Below are 19,261 nucleotides of genomic sequence, written 5' to 3'. Positions count from 1 at the left end.
TTGGTTCCGTCATTAAGCCTTCTAGCTGGAGCCTACTGCCCGGACGCCTCAGCTTTGTTAATTGCGGTTTCTTCATCCTCAATAATGCCGAATTCCATCAACAGATCCTCCAGATCTTCCATGGAAATGGGAGTGGGAACCGTTAGCATATCGTTATTCAAAATCTTACCTGCCAGCTCTTCATACTCCGCAGCCTGCTTATGTTCCGGGTTATATTGGGTAACGGTCATACGGCGCAGCTCAGCGTGCTGTACAACATTGTCACGCGGCAAAAAGTGGATCATCTGCGTGTTCAGTCTTCTCGCAAGCTCTGTAATCAATTCCGCTTCCAGGTCCGTATTCCGGCTGTTGCAGATTAAGCCGCCCAAACGCACCCCGCCGCTGTTGGCATACTTCAATATCCCACGCGCAATATTGTTGGCAGCGTACATAGCCATCATCTCGCCTGAGCATACGATGTAGATTTCCTGCGCCTTCTTCTCCCGGATCGGCATGGCGAAGCCCCCGCACACGACGTCCCCAAGTACATCGTAGGATACGAAATCCAGCCCTTCGTAGGCGCCCTCTTCCTCCAGAAAATTAATGGCTGTGATGATGCCGCGTCCTGCACAGCCGACACCGGGCTCTGGCCCGCCGCATTCCACGTTCAGAATGTCACCGAAGCCCTTCTGGACAACATCCTCCAGCTCCAAATCCTCTACCGTGCCCCTTTCAGCAGCCAGATGTAGCACTGTCTGTTGGGCCTTCGTATTCAGAATAAGACGGGTGGAGTCTGCCTTGGGATCACAGCCTACGATCATAATTTTTTGTTTGAATTTGGTCGCGAGCTGAGCCAGTGTATTCTGCGAAGTTGTCGATTTGCCGATACCGCCCTTACCGTAAAACGCAATTTGTCTCATATTTTCTCAGCCTCCAAAATGTTTAATGGGTAAATCCGAATGATTGCCCTTAACTCCCTTATTGCGCTTACTTCCTTTATTGCTCTGCACAGGATACATATAACGCAGAAATTTCACATATTCCAGAACCGATTCCTCAATATCCTCGCCGCATACAATAGGCAGCACGCCAGCTTCCTGCAATGCTTCTTTGGGGGCTTCGCCTATGCCGGACGACAGCAGCAATGCACAGTCATGCACCATGGAAAGGATCTCCTTCATCGTCTCGACCTTGTCCCCATTGCAATCGGCTTTCCCGTGGCAGTAGGATTGCACCTTACGAATGCCTATGAAATTTACGATGGTCCCGTCGCTTTCATAGATCATAAATTCCTTGGCACGGCCGAAATGCTGATTCACCTTCCCTCCGCCACGACTGGCCACTGCGATTAGGACTGGCTTTGAGGTGAAGCTCGCTTCAGGCTTATCTCCCGATAACGGGCAGCTACAGCCAGCCCCGGTTGACGGTTGTTTGTGGTGTGATTGTCCCTCCTTGCGTTCCATTCTCACTCTCACCTTCTCATCCAGTTCTTTCTGAAATTGTGCCCTTGCCCCTTCATCCATGGGAGGAGCAGCCGCTATGTTCTCCCATGTAAAATCCTGATTCCGATCCTCGCCCAGCAGTCCAATCGCATCCGCCCTGCACTGACGGCAATGGCGCATAATGACAGCCCCCGCTTCAGCACATTGCTCCTGCAGCTGCCGGACCAGACGGGGACGGGGAGCCCGCATCCCTTCCTGCTCATACCGGCTACCAGGTGCGATGATGAGCGGCATAATGTTGTGCAGCACTGCGCCGTGCTCCTTGACTACCCTGGCTACCTCCGGCAGATGGGCATCATTGACTTCGGGAATCAGCACCGAGTTCACCTTGCACAATACGCCTCTCGAAGCCAGCATCTTCAAGCCTGCCAGCTGGCGGTCAATCAACAGCCGCGCGGCCTCCTCTCCTGCATAGCGTTTTCCTTCATCGTAGACCCATCCATAAATGCGGCTCCCCACCACTGGATCTACAGCATTGATCGTGATCGTGACATGCGAAATACCCAGCTCTACAATCCTGTCAATATGCCTGATCAAGGTAAGGCCATTTGTGCTGAGACAGAATATGACATCCTTAACTGTCTTACGGACCCGGCGGAAGGTATCGAAGGTTGCCTCCGCATTGGCCAGCGGATCTCCAGGTCCCGCAATGCCGACAACGGACAGCTGCATCAGCTGTGCCGCTACGCCATAGGTCTTGCTCGCCGCCTGCTCCGGCGTGAGCAGTTCACTAACAACGCCGGGACGGCTTTCATTGACGCAATCGAATTTGCGGTTGCAATAATGGCATTGAATATTGCATGCCGGGGCTACTGGAAGATGAATGCGCGCAAAATAGCGATGTGCCTCTTCGTTATAACAGGGATGTCGTCTGAGGGTTTCCAATGCTAAGGGGGTTTCCGAGAGATCAGCTAAAGAGTCCATTCATTCCCTCCTCTCCACGTTATATTCCCTTACACAAATCTCTGTTATTGTCTGGAATATAATTACATCTTAGAGACAGGGACAAATCCAGTCAATTCGCTTCTCCATGAAATCTCTGACATTTATCCTCATTTCACATATGTGTCAAATTTTACGTTAGGTAATATGTCATACCATTTACATGTGTGCGGTTACATTATATATTCTCAATAACATCAAGACGTAAAAAAAGAGAGTCCGTTAAGACGGCTCTCCTTTTGAAATAAGAAATTCAAATTGGCTCGATCCTTACATGTTGGTAAAACGCCTGCCCTCCAAATACATTCACACCCACATGCCCCTCGGCGAACGTACTATCTTCCAGGTCGATGACCTGCTCACCGTCTACGTCAATGCGAATGCGCAGGCCCTCTGCCACGATTTTAATATGATGAAACATTTCCGGCAGAACGAATCTTGGAACCTTGGCAAGCACCTGCTGCTCCTCAAATTGACCCTCTTTTTTAAAAAATAGGCGAATCGATTTCAGATTGGGGTCCAAATTCAGATAATAGCCACTCGATCCGTCAGCATTGGCGCGGAAAATCATGGATCCAGCACTTCCATTTCCATGCAGCTTCATATCAGCCTCATACGTAAAATCTTCCGCCTGCTCAGCAGCCATATAATTCGCATCGCTGATATAGCTTCCTCGTATCCCATCCGTTGTCACGATCCACCGCGATGCGGAAACATCCGGCTTCCAACCTGTAAGGTTGGTATGAAACACCCCACCGTGCACCTTAACCAAGGTACTACCGCGGACCTTATCCTCCGAATCGGAAGCCGTAACAACAGCTTCTCCCGGGGCAACTGCCTCCATTAACGCACTCCCGTCCTCGGACGCATTGATCTTTACAATCTCAGGATTGTTAGAAACCCAAATCAGCGAGATTTCTTTTTCTCCAGACTCATCCTCCACACTCGCGTACAGACGCTTCGTCTGCTCCCTCGCAAGCTCCACATAAGTGTGATCCATGATCACACTGGCAGACGAAGCATCTGGTAGCCTCCAGCTGTTCCGCAAGGCATAAACATGGAGGGAAACAACCTTCACCTCACCACCCTGGGTGTAAAAGCCCATCCCTCTTCGCGCCGAATCGGGCAAAATAATCTCCGAAAATACGACCTCTCCATCATTCCCAAACACCTCAACCGAGGATTCGTCCACAAATATACGCATTTGGATTCGATTTCCGATAGGTGCAAGTGATGCTTTATGAAGCGTTGAAAATAGAGTAGAGAAATCTGTAAGCCCTGAATCAGCACGGTTTACAAACATTTGTTGTATGTCTGTTGTATAGCCGACCGCCGTTCTTTGCTCACCGCCATCCCGCACGTAAAACCCGAATGCTGAAGCAGCCCCAACAGAAGGCAGTTCGAACACCGCTTCAATCTCATAGGCACCTGCATCCAAACCTTCCAGTATATTCGGATAAGATTCCGTGACACTTTGATTTTCTATCGCAAATAAACGGGAACGCAGCGAAGTCAGCTCGGATATCGGATGCTGTATCAAACGGATGCCTTCACGAGTTGTTTTTAGCGATAACTCTCTCGGGATGCTAAACTGTCCCTTCCAGGGAGAAGTCGGAAAGCTGAACGGATAGTCCCAATTCGTCATCCATGCCAGCATGATACGCCGCCCGTCGGGTACATCGGAGAAGGACATTGAGGCGTAGAATTCCTTGCCCCAATCGGTTTTCAACACCTTCCCCGGTGAATGATCGTTTTGAAATTTGCCATCAGACGTCAGTTCACCGATAAAATATTCCGTATCCGAGCCTTGAGTGTTTGTGCTGGCTCCAGTGCTAACCATCAGCACCCATTTAGAAGTATTACCATCGTCTACCGGAAGCTGAAATAGATCCGGGCATTCCCATACTCCACCACGTATATAATCACCATAACCAAAGTTATCCGTCCAGTGCCAATCTATTAGGTTGGTGGAGGTAAAAAAACGGATATGATCGCCTCCCGACACTACCATAATCCAGCGCTGATAGACTTCATCCCACACTACTTTAGGATCACGGAAATCCCAATTGCCAGGATCGTTTTCACTTTGGCCCGGGTTCTCTATTACAATTGGACGGTCTTTCGGGTATTGCCATGTACGTCCCCGGTCTGTGCTGTAAGCAAGGCCGATTCTCTGGTTGCCCTTGAGCTGATCGGGATTGAAGGAAGTGTAATAGGCAATCAGCCCTGCTCCTCCGTAGTCACCGAACAAGCTGGAAGTATTGGTTAGATCGGCTACAGCCGAGCCTGACCAGATATGACCAAGATCATTCCACTTCAATGCAAACGGAAGCCTTTTCCAATCCAGCAAATTCTGGCTGACCGCATGCGCCCATTGTCCACCATCCTGATGGAACAGGTGATACTCCCCCTCGAAATAAACCAATCCGTTCGGATCGCTCGCCGAGCCTCTGGCAGGAGAATAATGATACTGCGGGCGATATTTTTCTGTATAGTAATTCGAGACAGAGGTAAGGTAGATATCCTGAAAATAAGCAGTTCCCTCGGTCACTTTCAAGCCTGCAAAGACGTTGGTATTGCTGCTATCCATGATATCAATTGCCGCAGGAGTATATCCATCTATAAATACCTGAATCCGCTCTCCATGAGCGATGATTTCCAAGTGGTGTTTGCTGCTGAACCCACCCGGATATGTCTGCGCCGACTTTGTAATCAACGTTCCGTCCGCCTTCTTCAGTTGTACGCGAACCTGATTGCCTTCGCCTTGCACAGAAGCAACATATCCATTTTTCCCATCCTGACTCCCTCTGAAAAATAGTCCTGCTTCCATTCCCGGTTCAGAAGGATTCAGCGTCACACCGCCTTCCAGCACCAGGTCTGTAGCTGCGGAGCTATATATTTTCAACGCATCTTCTGCACTTGTTCCCTCAGCCCTTTGCCCTTTCAGGTCAGGTTGCCATTTTCCACGGATCAGAAGCGGTCCGCTTAGATTCGTATCCATATCACTGACTTGAATGTTCTGAAATAACGCCGATCCATTCCAGACATTCAGCCCCAAATATCCTGATGTATAAGTCGTATCGACCACATCTATAATCGGGTTATATCCCTCATCCCAGAACACTTTAAGATGGGAGCCCTCTACGCTCACCTTAAGATGATAAATAGCTCCTTTTTTTAAATTGACCTGACGTTCCTCTTTCAGTCTTCCAATATCCCCGGCAGCATCCCGCAACCGCAACAATCCGGCAGCCGGCACGATTTGGAGCATATAGGAAGACCACCCGTCCTCACTGGAACGGAATACTAGCGTAGCATCCGCCTGTGTGTCTGTGACCATCACATCCCCCTCAAAAGTAAAATCCTGAGACGTTGTTCCGGACATAGCCATCACATTTTCCTGCGGCTCCGACCTCAGCAAAAGTCCCTGGATGTTATCTTCTTTGTGCACCTGTCCCTTAATCTGCCAATTGGTCAGGTTCGTTCGCGTGTTAGTAAACTCCACCTTCATCCCCCTACCTTCTAGTACGGATCAACACCGCGCATCCACTACAAAATAATTGGAAAATCCGCTGTTTAGATCTTCATGGAGAACGTCTCATTTCAACGGCGAACGATCCACATAGATATGAATGTCCAATCGGTTTTCTACTGTTTCCAGTGAGGCTGCGTGTCTTCCCGCAAAGTCTTCATGGAAATCCGAACAGCCTGACCGTGTCCGGTCTACATATACTTCCTGCGTATCAGAAGCATAACCGACGAGCATCTCCTGTTTTTCCGATACTCGCAATTCCCCCAATCTGTAATAAATCGCCTATACAACAAATTTGAAAAGGCTTACATTTCCCATCTTCAATTTACCAAATCGAAATGTCATTCGTCAATTATTTTTGTAAAAAAATAATTGACATTTGACTAAATATAGCATTAATAAATTATGCTTTTGTAAGAAGAAATGATAACAGTCATAGTATATAATCCAACTTTAAAAGTTAACCATAAACAATGACCGCTTTACTTATACAGCATGGATCTGTCCTCTCTGTTTCCCATGCGCACTTTTTTTGTCCAGCTTATATAAGATTGGATTTAAATTTATTTGTCGATCCGATGGAGATAAATATAAGTTATCAAATAAACTTTACAAATGTAAATATTATTTGTTCATTTGCAATGCAAACATTGCTATTTCATGCGAACTATTATACATTTAAGATACATTTAAGGTCTAAACGGAGAGCTGTAAGAGGCAACTGTACCTCTCAGGCAATCCATTATTAGTGAAGGTGGAACCTGTCTATGAAGAAAGAAAAAGTCACCATTCAAGACATTGCTGACGCTTTGGGAATCTCTCGAAATACCGCGTCCAAAGCGATTAACGGTAATGATAGCATCCCGGTTGATACTCGGAACAAGGTCATTAAAAAAGCGATAGAACTTAAATATAAGCAATTTGCCTATGTGGAAACGGAGAGCATCATCCCGAAAAATCAAGGTAACATTGCCCTGGTCACATGCAATCTGCCGAACAGCTCACATTTTGGCTCCTTACTCATCAGTGGTTTGGAGAAAAGAATAAGCGCAGAAGGGTATAATCTGTCGATTCATATTGTGCGGGAAAATGAAATCCATGCAGGAACGCTTCCTAATAATTTTGAAGCCTCCAAGGTGGATGGAATTATTTGTATTGAAATGTTTGATCCACAATATAGTGAGCTTATTACGGATTTGGGACTGCCCACGATCTTTATTGATTGTTCTGTGGACATTTCTTATCCTGATTTGAAAGCGGATTTATTGCTGATGGAAAATGAACATAGCGTTTATTCTGTCACCAAAAGCCTGATTCATCGTGGATTTACGCGGATCGGGTTTGCTGGGGATTATAAGCATTGCAAAAGCTTCAATGAACGGTGGTTTGGATATAACAGAGCTTTAATCGAAGCAGGTCTAAATGTGGATTTATCTTGCTGTATCGTCGATCAGGACCGGAATTTTTTCTCCGAGTCGGATTGGATGGATAAACAATTGGAAGGCATGAACGTGCTACCGTCTGCGTTCGTGTGCGCCAATGATTTTATTGCCGTCAGTGTCATGAAAGCGCTCAAAAATAAAAACTTGAAAATTCCTGACGATATTGCTGTGTTTGGGTTTGATAACGCTCCTGAATCCCGGATTGTGGAACCTCATTTATCCACCGTGCATATCTACAACAACGAAATGGGCATTACAGCGGCTGAGATGCTATTGGCGCGGGTCAAAAATCCTTCTAGACCTTATCAGATCACGCATATCAGAACAGAGCCGATATTTAGAGAATCCACTCCAGTGTTACAAATAGAAAAGTAAAAAGGTGTTCTGACGACGCTACGTGAACGGAACGTTGCTCCAATCGCTGTTGTATCCGGATTTTATTAAATAGCCTAGTGGTAAAAATCCGGATACAAAGGCGACCGCTGACGCTTTTTCTCAATCGTTTCGTCCTCTCCGCTGCTTTCAGCGTTTCCCTCACTATTAAGGCTTTTCTAACCATCAATACAGACCTTGGATAGAGCTACCTCTACTGTGAAAGCTCTAAGAAAGCAAAGAGGCAAACCCCTAAATCATCCAGAGGCTTGCCTTTTTCTAAATCCATTAACTAATTTATACGCCGAAATAGATCTTAGTCTTCAGCTATTGGTTTATAAATCCTCTGCTGGAACTACTGGAACTACTGGCTCTCCCTCTATTTCCTTCGCATCTATTTCCGCCCCATCGATTTTCGTTTCATCGACTTCTTTTTCATCTACCTCCGCTGTCTTTGCCTCATCCACCTCATCACTGCTCTCTTCCTCCATCAAGGCTTTTGGCGTGTAGAGCTTGGGAATCGGTACATTCGCCCAATCCATATCGGACGCAAAGTAAAAGCTCGTATAGGAAGGTTGGTTATACCCGGTATTTTGACGCGCCACATCCGTGCGATATTGCGGATCATGCATCAACGTGTACAATTTATGCGTCGTAGGCTCTGTGCTCAGATAGATACGGATTGCTGAACTATCCGCTGTGCGGACCAGCATTTCCTCCCGCCAGTCTCCGAAAATGTCGGCTACCAGCGATGGAGTTCCTTTCGTATAGTTGTTCGTTTTGGTTCCAGTGGCGGTCAACAATGTACCTCGTTTCCAATCCTCAATGGTTGGGGTTACATCAATTGCACCGTTTACGATTTGTGTGGTCATATCAGCTGCCCATTTGATACTCATATTGGTACCTGGCATCTTCGTATCCAGCTGTTTACCCGCTGCGGTCCACAGGCCTATGGCCCACGTCTCCAGACCTCGCTGATCCGGATCTATGTCACCGACCATTCCCCGACCTGTATCCTTGCCGGAATATGCGCCGTAAATGATTTCACCCGTTTTGGCATCCCGCAAAGAATAGCCATATGGAGCGTAGGTGCCACCTTCATGTACCATAAAGATTTCTTTGCCGGGGCGATCCGGGTCAATATCGGTCACATGCAGCGCATCGCCATGTCCCAATCTGGCGGTTTGACCTGGAGTTGCGCTTTCAGGAGGCATGACATCAAATGAGCTGTACAACAGGCTGCCATCATGGTCAATCGTGGCGGAACCGTATACGATTTCGTCCTTGCCGTCACCGTCCACATCCACCACGCTCAAAGAATGCGCTCCCTGTGTGGTCAAGGTGCCAAATTTCGGGTCCGTTCCATCACGCCCGTGCGGACTATCGTTAAATGGATTGGTCATCGGTGTCCAGCCACTGTCCACCATCCAATGTTTTTGGAGATGGCGACCATCCCATGTGTAGGTGGCCAAAGTGGAACGCGTATAATAGCCGCGTGCGAATACGGCGTACGGCTTGCGTCCGTCCAAGTAAGCCACACCTGCCAGGAAGCGGTCTACACGATTGGCGGGTTCAATTCGGGCCATGGCGTAGTCTCCCCACATGAGGCCATCGTCATGACGCTCCGGCTCATAGCGGATGGTATCCAGCTCAGCTCCCGTTTTCCCTTTGAAAATCGTCAAATACTCCGGTCCATCGACGATGAAGCCCTCGAACTCTCTAAGCTTGTTTTTGTCGCTCCGTGAAGGTGCGTATACGTCCATAAAGTAGTCTGTCAGGCTTTCCGCATCCTTTCGGGATAACGGATAATTGTACTTCGGAGCGATACCAAAGCATTCCTCCAGCGTAGCAGGCCATTGTCCCTTGACCACTTCTTCATGCTTCGTCCAGTTCATAAACATGTTCACCACATGCTCATAATAATCCGAGCGACTCAAACGGTAATCGTCCTCATGTGTAATCCCTGCTTTGCGATCCTCACGTGGCAGAGTAATATATTTTTCTTTTTTCGGCTTGCCCTTCTTATCAAAAGAAATCGTTTTGGTCCCTGGAGCCGTTTTGAACATCAGCTCGGCTTTACCATCGCCGTCAAAATCGTACACCATCATCTGTGTATAATGCGCACCTGATCGAATATTCACGCCCAGGTCAATCCGATACAACAGCTTGCCTTCGGCCGTATACGCATCGACATACGTATTTCCGGTATACCCCTTCTGAGATACATCTTTGGAGTTCGACGGGTCCCATTTTACAAAAAATTCATATTGCCCATCTCCATCCACATCTCCCACACTCATATCATTGGCCGAATAAGTATAGGATTCACCTGCTGGTGTTACGCCATCGGCAGGCTTTTGGAGAGGAAGTTCATAGTAACCCTGCTGCCATGGCTTCACTTTGGCGCTACGATCCTTTTCCCGCCCATTAACGACTGAAGCTACTCTGTATACCGATTTCCCATTCCCTTCCTTATCCACATAGTTGGTACTGTCGGTCACTGTCGCGATCTTCTTACCGTCACGATATACGTTAAAGTCCGCTCCTGTCAGCCCCGTTGAACCGTAACCGTTCACTTCTTGAGCCAATAACCGCCAGCTTAAAAATACCCCCTCCTGCGTTACCGCAGCTACCAGTCCGCGATCCAGCTTTTCCAGCTGAATGCTGCCGCTACGGTTCTGTACAACTGCGATTGCTGATTCCGCCTGCAGCGTCGGTTCGGACAAGTCTTCCGCAGCCACTCCTCCAGTCGTCCCCGTCATCGCCAGCATCGCTGCCAACGCGGCGGTCAAGCTTCCCTTTCGCCATGCGCCTTTCCCTTGAGCCATCCAGGTCGTCCTCCTCGAATGTATTGTGATGACAAGCAAATACCTGAAATGATTGCGCTTACATAAATTAAATTCCCTATTATTATAGTTTTGCCGTTCCCCCAAACGCGTTTAAATATCCGAGGATTTCTCTACACAAAACCGTGTTGTTTACTCATTCCAAATAAAACAGCCCTCACCAAGCCTGTTAACGGCATACTGAGGACTCAATATATATCTAATTTTCCTTTTATATTTTAGTGATACCCAATAATTTGAGCTACAACCACGAATACTGCACCCAGTACGAACCAGGCGGCCAGTAACGGCCAAAAGAAGCGAACCCATTTCTGATATGGAATACCCGACACCGCCAAACTCCCCATTAAGGCAGAGGAAGTAGGCAAAATCATATTCGAAAATCCATCTCCCAACTGGAATGCAAGGACTGTGGTCTGCCGTGTAATACCCAACAGATCGGACAGCGGCACCATAATGGGCATCGTCGTCGCAGCCATCCCCGAACCGGAGGTAATAAATACATTCATGATATTTTGGAACACATACATACCCAGCACTTGCACGGATTCCGGCAGATGTCCCACCATGATCGCAAGGCTGTTAACGATCGAATCAATCACATTGCCGTGATCCAGCACGACGACGATAGAACGTGCAAAACCAATGATCAGGGCACCATAGGTGATATCTTTGGCCCCTTTGGCAAACTCTGTCGCAATGCGACTTGGCCCATAGCCTGCACAAAAGCCGGAAATGACTCCCATCGAAAGAAACAGGGCAGCCAGTTCCTCCATCCACCAATCTTTTTTGGACACTCCCCAGATTAACATCGCGAAGCTTACTATAACGGTCAAAATGATCAGGATATGCTTAAGCTGTATGGAAGGCAGATTGGATAGATCCACCGGCTTGTCTTCAGCGCTCTTTTCCAATTCGTAAACGAGGCTGCTTTCCGGGCTTTTCTTCACTTTACTGGCATAACGCATAATATATAAGCTCGTAATAACGATCAGGATGACCAACAGGATGGCACGAAGCCACAGCCCTGAAAAAATAGGAATTTGCGCAATCGCCTGTGCCAATCCGACATTAAACGGGTTCAGCAGCCCGGCGGTAAACCCGCAGGAGGCTCCCAGCGAAATCATGGCTGTACCCGTCAACGCATCAAATTTCAACGCCCGGGCGATGGCAATACCAATCGGCACGAATACCATCACCTCAGTGGACATTCCCATGGTAAAACCACCTACGGAAAACAAGGTGATAAACACGGGAATGACCCATAACCCCTTGTTGGAAAAAGACCTCGCAACTCTTCCGGTCACCGCCTCAATTGTGCCCGAGGAAGTAATAATCTGAAAGACACCGCCAATGATTAGAATGAAAAAGACAACATCAGCCGAATCGACTAGACCGGATACGATGGATTTTGGGATGTCCCACAACGTAACCGGATTCGGATCGACATGAGCGTACGAACCGGGAACGAGCAGCGTTTTGCCGGTCGTTTCATTTTTAACCCGTTCAAACTCTCCAGCGGGAACGACATAAGTCAATATTCCAGCCACTAAGGTCAGAAAAATAAGAATGACAAAGGTGTGCGGCATTTTCAGCCATTTCTTCGGACCGCTCGGTACGGTCGTGTTGCTACTCATTCGGATGCTCCCCCGTTTCTCAACGCTTGCCATTGTTCAAATTCAGTCCGTATCTCTCTCAAAGCCACCGGATCGGTTACCAGATCATAAGCGGTCAGCGCCAGCGCTTTGGCGGCATAATTCATTTCAATCATGCCTTCCTCTGCTCCTGCAAGCCGGGCAAATTCCGGCGTGTGCGTGGACGCGTCACCCAATCGGATATAAGGATGAATCGCTGCAGTAATCTGGCTGACATTGCCGATATCCGACGAGCCGATCCCTCCCTGCGCAGGCGGCTCGTGAACCTCCAAACCCAGCTGCTCCAACTTGCTCTGGAACAAAGCCGCCAGCTTCTTGTTGGTATTGCGCTCCGCATAAATAAGCCCCTCGGAAATATCCACCGTCGCGCCCATACCTTCTGCCGCCGCACGAACAGCACGATACACCTTGTCCCTCACCTCAGCCAGACCGACGACGGTTTGCGCCCGTAAAATAAACACAGCCTCGCACAGCTCCGGCACGACATTGGGAGCATCCCCGCCTTTGGTAATAATGCCGTGGATACGTACGTCGCTGGTAACGAACTGGCGAACCGAATTAATCGCCACAAAGGCATTGATCATAGCATCCAGCGCGCTAATGCCTTTCTCCGGGGAGGATGCAGCATGAGCCTGCTTGCCATGAAACGTGAAGGTGGCGTCCACGCAGGCCAGTCCCCCGCGTAAAACCATCGTTTTATTCTGTGGATGCACCATCATCACGGCGTCCACGCCGTCGAACACACCATGCTCGCACATCATGATTTTGCCGCCGCCCTCCTCCTCGGCGGGTGTGCCCAATACCACAATACGTCCGGGTAGGTCCGGTATCGCTTCTTTTAGGGCTATGGCTGCTCCGACCGATGCGGTACAGATCAGATTGTGACCGCAGGCATGTCCGATCACCGGAAGTGCGTCATACTCTGCCAGCAAAGCAATTGTCGGTCCGCCGGGCTTCCCTTCCCATTCGGCGCGGAAGGAGGTTTCCAGTCCTGCAATCCCCTTTTCCACAGCAAAACCAGCTTGCTCCAGTGTACTCGTGAGCCATCCCTGAGCCTGATATTCATGAAAGCTCAATTCAGGATGGGTATGTATTGTTCGGGCAAGCCCCCGCAACTCATGATCCTTTGCATCTACAGCCTTCAAAATCTCTTCATGGGATGACGTTCTGCCATTATGTCCGTTCGTTGTTAAATCCATCAATGGAATACCGCCTTTCATTCGCAATAACGAATAATTATACAACCAATATTCAACATTGTATAAGCGAAGACCAGTGAAGTAAATTTAATATTTTTTGGCTTTATCCTTAAAATTATTTTATATATGACATGTTTGTCCTTGATATACGCTATTTTTCACCATTAATTACGTATATTCAATGTATTTACAGCCTCAAGACTGGAGCATCCATTCTACAAATCTTTCCACTGCCATAGGACGGCTGGATTTATTTTTATACAACATCCATGTTCTACGCAGGACAGGATCTCCATTTTTACGAATCAAATTAAATGCATACAGTTCATCCTTGGGAGAGATAAATATTTCGGGTACGATTGAATATCCCAGTCCGTGCCGAACCATTTCCTTGCAGGTTTCGTAGCTATCCACCTCCATAGAAACTCGTGGTGCACGGCCTATTCTCTCACTCCACCATGCCTGTACCGATTCGTTGAACGAGGAATACATATGACCGGAAAGTTGCGGCTTCCCCGGGTCCTTATAACGAATCATTGGAAGCTCCGGCAATTGCTCAAGCTCTACAGCTTCTTTCGAGATCACGCAGATATGCTCCTCATGAAGAAGATGCTTTCCCTCAGACCAAGGGTAATCATTGCGGATAACACCCAGATGAATTTCATCCCCGCGCAGCATCTCATAGATTTCCGCACTGAGTCCGCAGGTGACTGAAAATTGCACGTCAGGATAAATATCTTTAAAGCTTTTAAGAATCGGCGGTAGCCGATAATGTCCGTAATAGCTTGAAATCCCCAAGCGCAGCGTACCTTTTACTTCCCCTCTCAGGTGAATGACAGCTTCTTTTAATTCGGTCAGTTCCCTCAAATTCCGTTTGGCATACTCCACCAGTCGCTCCCCTTCCATGGTCAGCTTCGTTCCTCTGTTCCCGCGTACAATGAGAGGTACAGCGAACTCCTTTTCCAATTGGTTCAGACGGTAGGTCAAGGCAGGCTGTGTAATATATAGACGTTCGGCGGCACGTTTCATGCTCTGTTCTTCTGCAATGTAGCACAACATTAAACAATCCTTTTCATCCACCATGATCACTCCTTCAATTCAATCATTCCTTTGTTTAGCCGTTCCTTTGTTCTCCGTAAAAAAAGCCCAGATATATCGGTCTATTATAACGTATGAAAAACTTAGGCATAAAAAAACGGACAGTGGATTGTTCCATTGTCCGTTTTCGTATTTTTCGCGCTAGTTATGGATTAGGATTCGTCTTGATTACTGCAAGCTAGTGAGGGACAAATGAACTGAAATCGTCCCGACTGGACTGATCCGCATGATAAAATACTACATCCCCGTCCTGTAAATGAAAGATATGCCCGTACGGGTCTTTTATCTCTCGGCGGTAACCCTCCAGTTGCCACTGGTTCAATAGCGGACCATTTATATACTGTAAATGCGGATGCTCGGTGTCCCCCTGACGCAGTGACTCCACATTAAAGTTGACGACGATAAAGCCCGTTTTCTTGAATATATCTGTATGCTCGTTTAGCTCCTGACGGCGACTGACCTCGCGCAAATCCGTGCCTTTGGTGACTGCGTATACATCAGCAGGCAGGCTATATTCACCATACCAGCGCTGAATCGACGCATTAGCGCGATCCACGTTGACCCCATCTGGCAGGTCTGTCTTCGGACCAATCAAGGTACGCACAGCCGCAGGCAGTACCAGCCAGTCGTAACGTCCAATCCAGGTCTTGCTGCGTGCAATACGGTGGGCATACAGGGAAACATAACGTTCCAGTGTCAACTGGCTTTGCTGTGCTTCACTCAGCTCATGCTTGTATTGGTAGGCTGACGTGTCCTGCATTTCCTCCATCGGCACATTGCGTAGCCGTTCATTCAAAATAACATATCGCTTTTCCCGGTCCTCCGCCGATCCCAAACGGATAAATTTTCGACTGCCGGAATGTGTATACAGATCCACCTCTTCCCGCTGTCGCCCATCTTTGCTCACCCAATAGAACGATGGCGTGATGCGAATACCGTCCTTGGCGCTAAACATATTGCCTTTGGTTTTGAGGTCAAACTTGAAATGATAGCCTGCCTTGACCGCCACATTTGCATAACCTTCATATGGGTGACTGCCGGGACGAACGGGCAAGGTGAACGGCTCCGGGTTCCCTCTAGGCAACCCGTCAATATTGCCAAGCCCCGTCCAATAGGACAGGCCACTATGCGTCGGGCTTCCTTTTCGCTGTCGAAATACCCGCTCCCAATGGTAATCAGCAATATCCGTGATATGAAAATCGTACATCCGTCCGATGACCTGAATATTCACCACATCATTGGCAACATGATGGGCGATATCCGTGTTGGCATGGCGTTGTTCGGTGAACCCGTCCGGTGCATTTTCGGCAATGGTACGGAACTCAACTGTATAGTTGCCTTCATCCACCCATACGGGCAAATAAAAGTCTGTGTCGAGCTGCTGCACCGGAATGTCGATCCAGGTACCCCGCGGATAAAATTGTGTCTTCCCTTTGTCATAGACATCGAACGGAAATCGCACCTGCTTGGTTCGTACATATTTGGCATACTCCCGATCACCATAGCCAGGAATATTTAAATGTGGGCCTGCTGTCGAGATCGTCACCCGGAAAGGGCGCTCCAAAATAAGCGCGGATCGTCCTTTCGTAGGTTGGGTTTTCTGGTTATGAGCAGCATCGTCCGACACTTTAGACAGATTCACTACGGGAGTGTGAACAGTCACCGTATTAATTCCCTGTATCGGAAACGTTTTATCCGCACCTCCATTGATATTTCCTTTGAGAATAGCGTAAGTGATGTCACCGCTGCTGGGCGTATTGGACTTATTTATCTTATACTTATCAATCACATGACCCGGACTGTACAGCACATCCGGCCCAATCGCTCCGGAAGAGGGTATAACGCCTGGCCTAGGGCCATTCACCTTAACGCGCTCCGGATTCATAATGATCTTGTTTTCAAAGGTTAGAGTGTCGTTTTCCACTTCGATTTCCTTAACAGCCCCCTCTGCCTTGGATTTCAGTGCACTACGGTCATCAGGTACACTCGGCTTGCTGCTGCCACCGTTTTTGCTACGGCTACCGCCATCCACTGTCCCGGGTGCAGGGGACGGATAAAAATTGCCCTGAGTCGCTGCAATATAGGAAGGGGGTGTATAGGATTGCGGACGCTGGGTGATTGTTTCATTAGGTAACGCATAATTTCGGAGCGTAGCCTCCTTAATGCCGTACACCTCCAAATTATCTATCGTCCAATATGAGTATGGACGGACGATTTGGTAAGTATAGGTTCGCTTCACGGTCTCACTCCGTCGAGATTTTTTCTTAGGCCGCCAGGTCAATCGATATTCCCGTTTTACGTTCACCGTATATGTACACTGGCCTGTCATGTTCACAAACTTATGTTGAAAAAGGTATCTCTTCGCTTGCACATGACCGTATAGGCTTTCAGATGTAGGAATACCTTTGGATACGTCAAATCGTTCCCAACCACGCTGGTCCGCTTTGATAACGGCAGATACTGTCGGGTCCAGTTCGGCAGTTTCCAAGCGCAGACCTGGAACGGGGCGGGAGCAGACAACACCTTTTGTTGGCTGTTCATTATCTTGGCAATCTGAGGGTGCTCCCTCTTGGCTTTCTCCAGGCTTAGGACAGCCCTGAGCTTCTTTGTAATACAAATAAGCGGTAAACTGCTCAAAAGAACCGTCATAAGTAAATCCGGGTACAATTCCCGGCAAAATATCTCCGCTTGGCGGTTTACCAGTCGTGCTTTTCTTATAACCCACATACTCATATTTCGGGTTGGTTGGCGGGGTAAAATCATACAGTTGATCAGCTTTTAATTCATCTTCTATTGGTGTAAATACGTTGTTAAGCGATTTCCCATCAGTGGTAAAATGCTTGACGATTAGGCTGCTCTCCAGTTCGATCTTGAACAGGATGGGCTGGTAGATGCGCCAGGCTTCTACTTCCTTTGCGCAGGTAGGGCAACTCTCTTCTTTTATATTTTCTGCTTGAACTGCTGCATTTAATCTTATATTCACAGTGATTGGAATGGTAGCTGTATCCGTTCCAATCCCCTTTTTTTGAAAAGGCCGAATATCTGAATCCTGTGTGCCTTTACTCATGTAGTCTTTGTAATCGTCATAAAGATCGGATCGGGATTTTGTAAAATAATTTTTATAATTAGGATTACCTTTGTTAACTTCTGCTACTGGATCATACAATTGTGCGTCAATCTTCTTGATCTTACGACCAGGGAAATTAAATTTGTAAGTGAATTCTGCTTCACCTTGCATGTCCTTGTCAGGCTCCTTGCCACCTGTGACCCAAGTACCTGCGGTATTTTTCCACATGTCGAAGTACATCATGCCAACAAAATAACGGTCGTTCTTATCGGCATAGTAAGACAGCGGTGTAATTTCGTTATCAGCTACCGCCTTGTCGGTAGGAAAAGAAAATGGTGGGAGCTGCAATAAGAGCAGTACCCCCACCAGCAATACGGCCAGAATGCGTTGCGTCTTCTTCATGCTGTTGTTAATTTCCTTTCCACGGATTGACCATCAATGGAATATAACTATCTGCTTGCAAGCGGAATCCAATGTACTCAATATCTTTTAGTTTCAGAGATTTATAGTTTTTTATTCCATGAAAGAGTTCATCAGCAGATGAATAAATCGGGTAATATACCATCTTTGTGCCGTCCCCGTTATCTTGTGTCATTTCTCTCAATGGAGGACGGAGACGTGCATTCTGGTTTTTGGTTATGAAAAAAATGCTGCCTGCTGTAGATTTCGTTTTAACTCTCATCTTTAAGTAAGGTACACCCTTCGGACTTGTGTAGGGCTCAACGGAATAAACATCCCGAATCAGCTTAATAGGTAGATCAGACTGCTTAAAGACCATTATTTTATCGTATGGCTGGTCAGTGCTATTATTTAAAAGAGCAGGTATTGAACCGAACGCCTTCTTATACGGCTCAATACTCACCGCCTGATGCCCCGTATCCTCCAGCGCAGCAATTTCCTTCTTTCCAATCCAGACCCAGCGGCTAACTTTATCCCACTCCACCGTTTGCCCCAGACCCTCACTTACCAACCGCAGCGGCACAAAAGTACGATTCTGCTTCAAAATAATCTTCGTTTCATACGTTTTGGTCTGCCCATCCACGGTAGCGGTGTTTTGACCCACTGTCATGTTAACAGCATGTGCATCATTTTTAATCGACACAGCCAATTGACCGTCTGTTTTCTCCCAGCCAACCTTAGCCCCCAATGCCTCGGATACAAAACGAATCGGAACCATCACATAATCGTTGCTATCCTGAAAAGGTTTAGCATCTGGAAACTGTATTTTTTTCGCGTTTAACAAGACTTCAATCGGTTTGGTGCTGCTTGCTGCCTCCGTCGTTGGAATCGTACTTGTCGCCCCCCATAGCAACGTGACTGCGGTCAAACTCAACATCCATTTTTTCATACTCATCTCTCTATCCCCTTTGTCAGCTTAAACTTTAAACTATGTATATCATCTCTAATCTCATAAACTTATCGCATCCCCACTTTCGGAAAATACTGGATACAACTTATATATTATAGGGTTTCCCTATTACAAAATCTATAAGAAAAACTTCTAATACAAAGCATTCCAAACAAATAGACTCTATTGAGCAATCCCTCCCCCTAAATCATAGAACTGACTCTTTAAAAAAGTTTATATTTCCGCAAAATATCAACAAAAAAGGGCTGCCTCTCCCTA

11 protein-coding genes are annotated in these 19,261 nt (G+C 47.4%); 1 reads left to right on the top strand and 10 read right to left on the bottom strand.

What is annotated here, in order from left to right:
- Window positions 1–32 precede the first annotated feature (32 nt).
- The 4 genes from nifH to MKY24_RS05410 form a co-directional block, all read right to left on the bottom strand.
- Window positions 33–899 (bottom strand): nitrogenase iron protein, encoded by an 867-nt coding sequence (gene nifH, locus MKY24_RS05425; RefSeq protein WP_023987270.1) that lies wholly within the window; start codon window positions 897–899, stop codon window positions 33–35.
- Window positions 900–905: 6 nt separating this feature from the next.
- On the bottom strand, window positions 906–2,405 hold the full coding sequence (gene nifB / locus MKY24_RS05420; protein ID WP_264454108.1) for a nitrogenase cofactor biosynthesis protein NifB: 1,500 nt from the start codon (window positions 2,403–2,405) through the stop codon (window positions 906–908).
- 271 nt (window positions 2,406–2,676) lie between these two features.
- Window positions 2,677–5,934 carry a GH32 C-terminal domain-containing protein gene (locus MKY24_RS05415; RefSeq protein ID WP_339201544.1) on the bottom strand — a complete coding sequence of 1,086 codons (3,258 nt, stop codon included), beginning with the start codon at window positions 5,932–5,934 and terminating at the stop codon, window positions 2,677–2,679.
- A gap of 87 nt (window positions 5,935–6,021) precedes the next feature.
- The gene (locus MKY24_RS05410; protein WP_023987267.1) at window positions 6,022–6,222 is read right to left on the bottom strand and encodes a GH32 C-terminal domain-containing protein; all 201 of its coding nucleotides are present in this window, start codon (window positions 6,220–6,222) and stop codon (window positions 6,022–6,024) included.
- A 500-nt stretch (window positions 6,223–6,722) separates the two neighbouring features.
- Between MKY24_RS05410 and MKY24_RS05405 the strand changes: the two genes are divergently transcribed.
- A complete protein-coding gene (locus tag MKY24_RS05405; RefSeq protein WP_068938462.1) occupies window positions 6,723–7,772 on the top strand; it encodes a substrate-binding domain-containing protein in 1,050 nt (349 codons plus the stop codon).
- A 332-nt stretch (window positions 7,773–8,104) separates the two neighbouring features.
- On the opposite strand, the gene MKY24_RS05400 is transcribed toward MKY24_RS05405, so the two are convergent.
- From MKY24_RS05400 to MKY24_RS05375, 6 genes are all read right to left on the bottom strand, one after another.
- Window positions 8,105–10,597: a rhamnogalacturonan lyase gene (locus tag MKY24_RS05400; RefSeq protein ID WP_339201542.1), complete on the bottom strand. Its 2,493-nt coding sequence runs from the start codon at window positions 10,595–10,597 to the stop codon at window positions 8,105–8,107.
- Between the two features lie 236 nt (window positions 10,598–10,833).
- On the bottom strand, window positions 10,834–12,252 hold the full coding sequence (locus MKY24_RS05395; RefSeq protein ID WP_339201540.1) for an AbgT family transporter: 1,419 nt from the start codon (window positions 12,250–12,252) through the stop codon (window positions 10,834–10,836).
- Window positions 12,249–13,469: a M20 family metallopeptidase gene (locus tag MKY24_RS05390; RefSeq protein ID WP_339201539.1), complete on the bottom strand. Its 1,221-nt coding sequence runs from the start codon at window positions 13,467–13,469 to the stop codon at window positions 12,249–12,251. Before MKY24_RS05390 ends, MKY24_RS05395 begins: the two co-directional genes overlap by 4 nt.
- A gap of 195 nt (window positions 13,470–13,664) precedes the next feature.
- Window positions 13,665–14,552 carry a LysR family transcriptional regulator gene (locus tag MKY24_RS05385; protein WP_048481493.1) on the bottom strand — a complete coding sequence of 296 codons (888 nt, stop codon included), beginning with the start codon at window positions 14,550–14,552 and terminating at the stop codon, window positions 13,665–13,667.
- Between the two features lie 193 nt (window positions 14,553–14,745).
- On the bottom strand, window positions 14,746–18,036 hold the full coding sequence (locus MKY24_RS05380) for a DUF5704 domain-containing protein (RefSeq protein ID WP_339201538.1): 3,291 nt from the start codon (window positions 18,034–18,036) through the stop codon (window positions 14,746–14,748).
- 7 nt (window positions 18,037–18,043) lie between these two features.
- Window positions 18,044–18,988, bottom strand: coding sequence for a copper amine oxidase N-terminal domain-containing protein (locus tag MKY24_RS05375; protein WP_339201537.1), 945 nt, complete (start codon window positions 18,986–18,988; stop codon window positions 18,044–18,046).
- Window positions 18,989–19,261: the final 273 nt, after the last annotated feature.

The organism is Paenibacillus sp. FSL P2-0322, from assembly GCF_037975315.1.
Taxonomy (GTDB): Bacteria; Bacillota; Bacilli; order Paenibacillales; family Paenibacillaceae; genus Paenibacillus; species Paenibacillus polymyxa_B.
The sequence above is the reverse complement of the archived record's forward strand: the minus strand, read 5'-3'. Positions and strand labels throughout refer to the sequence as shown.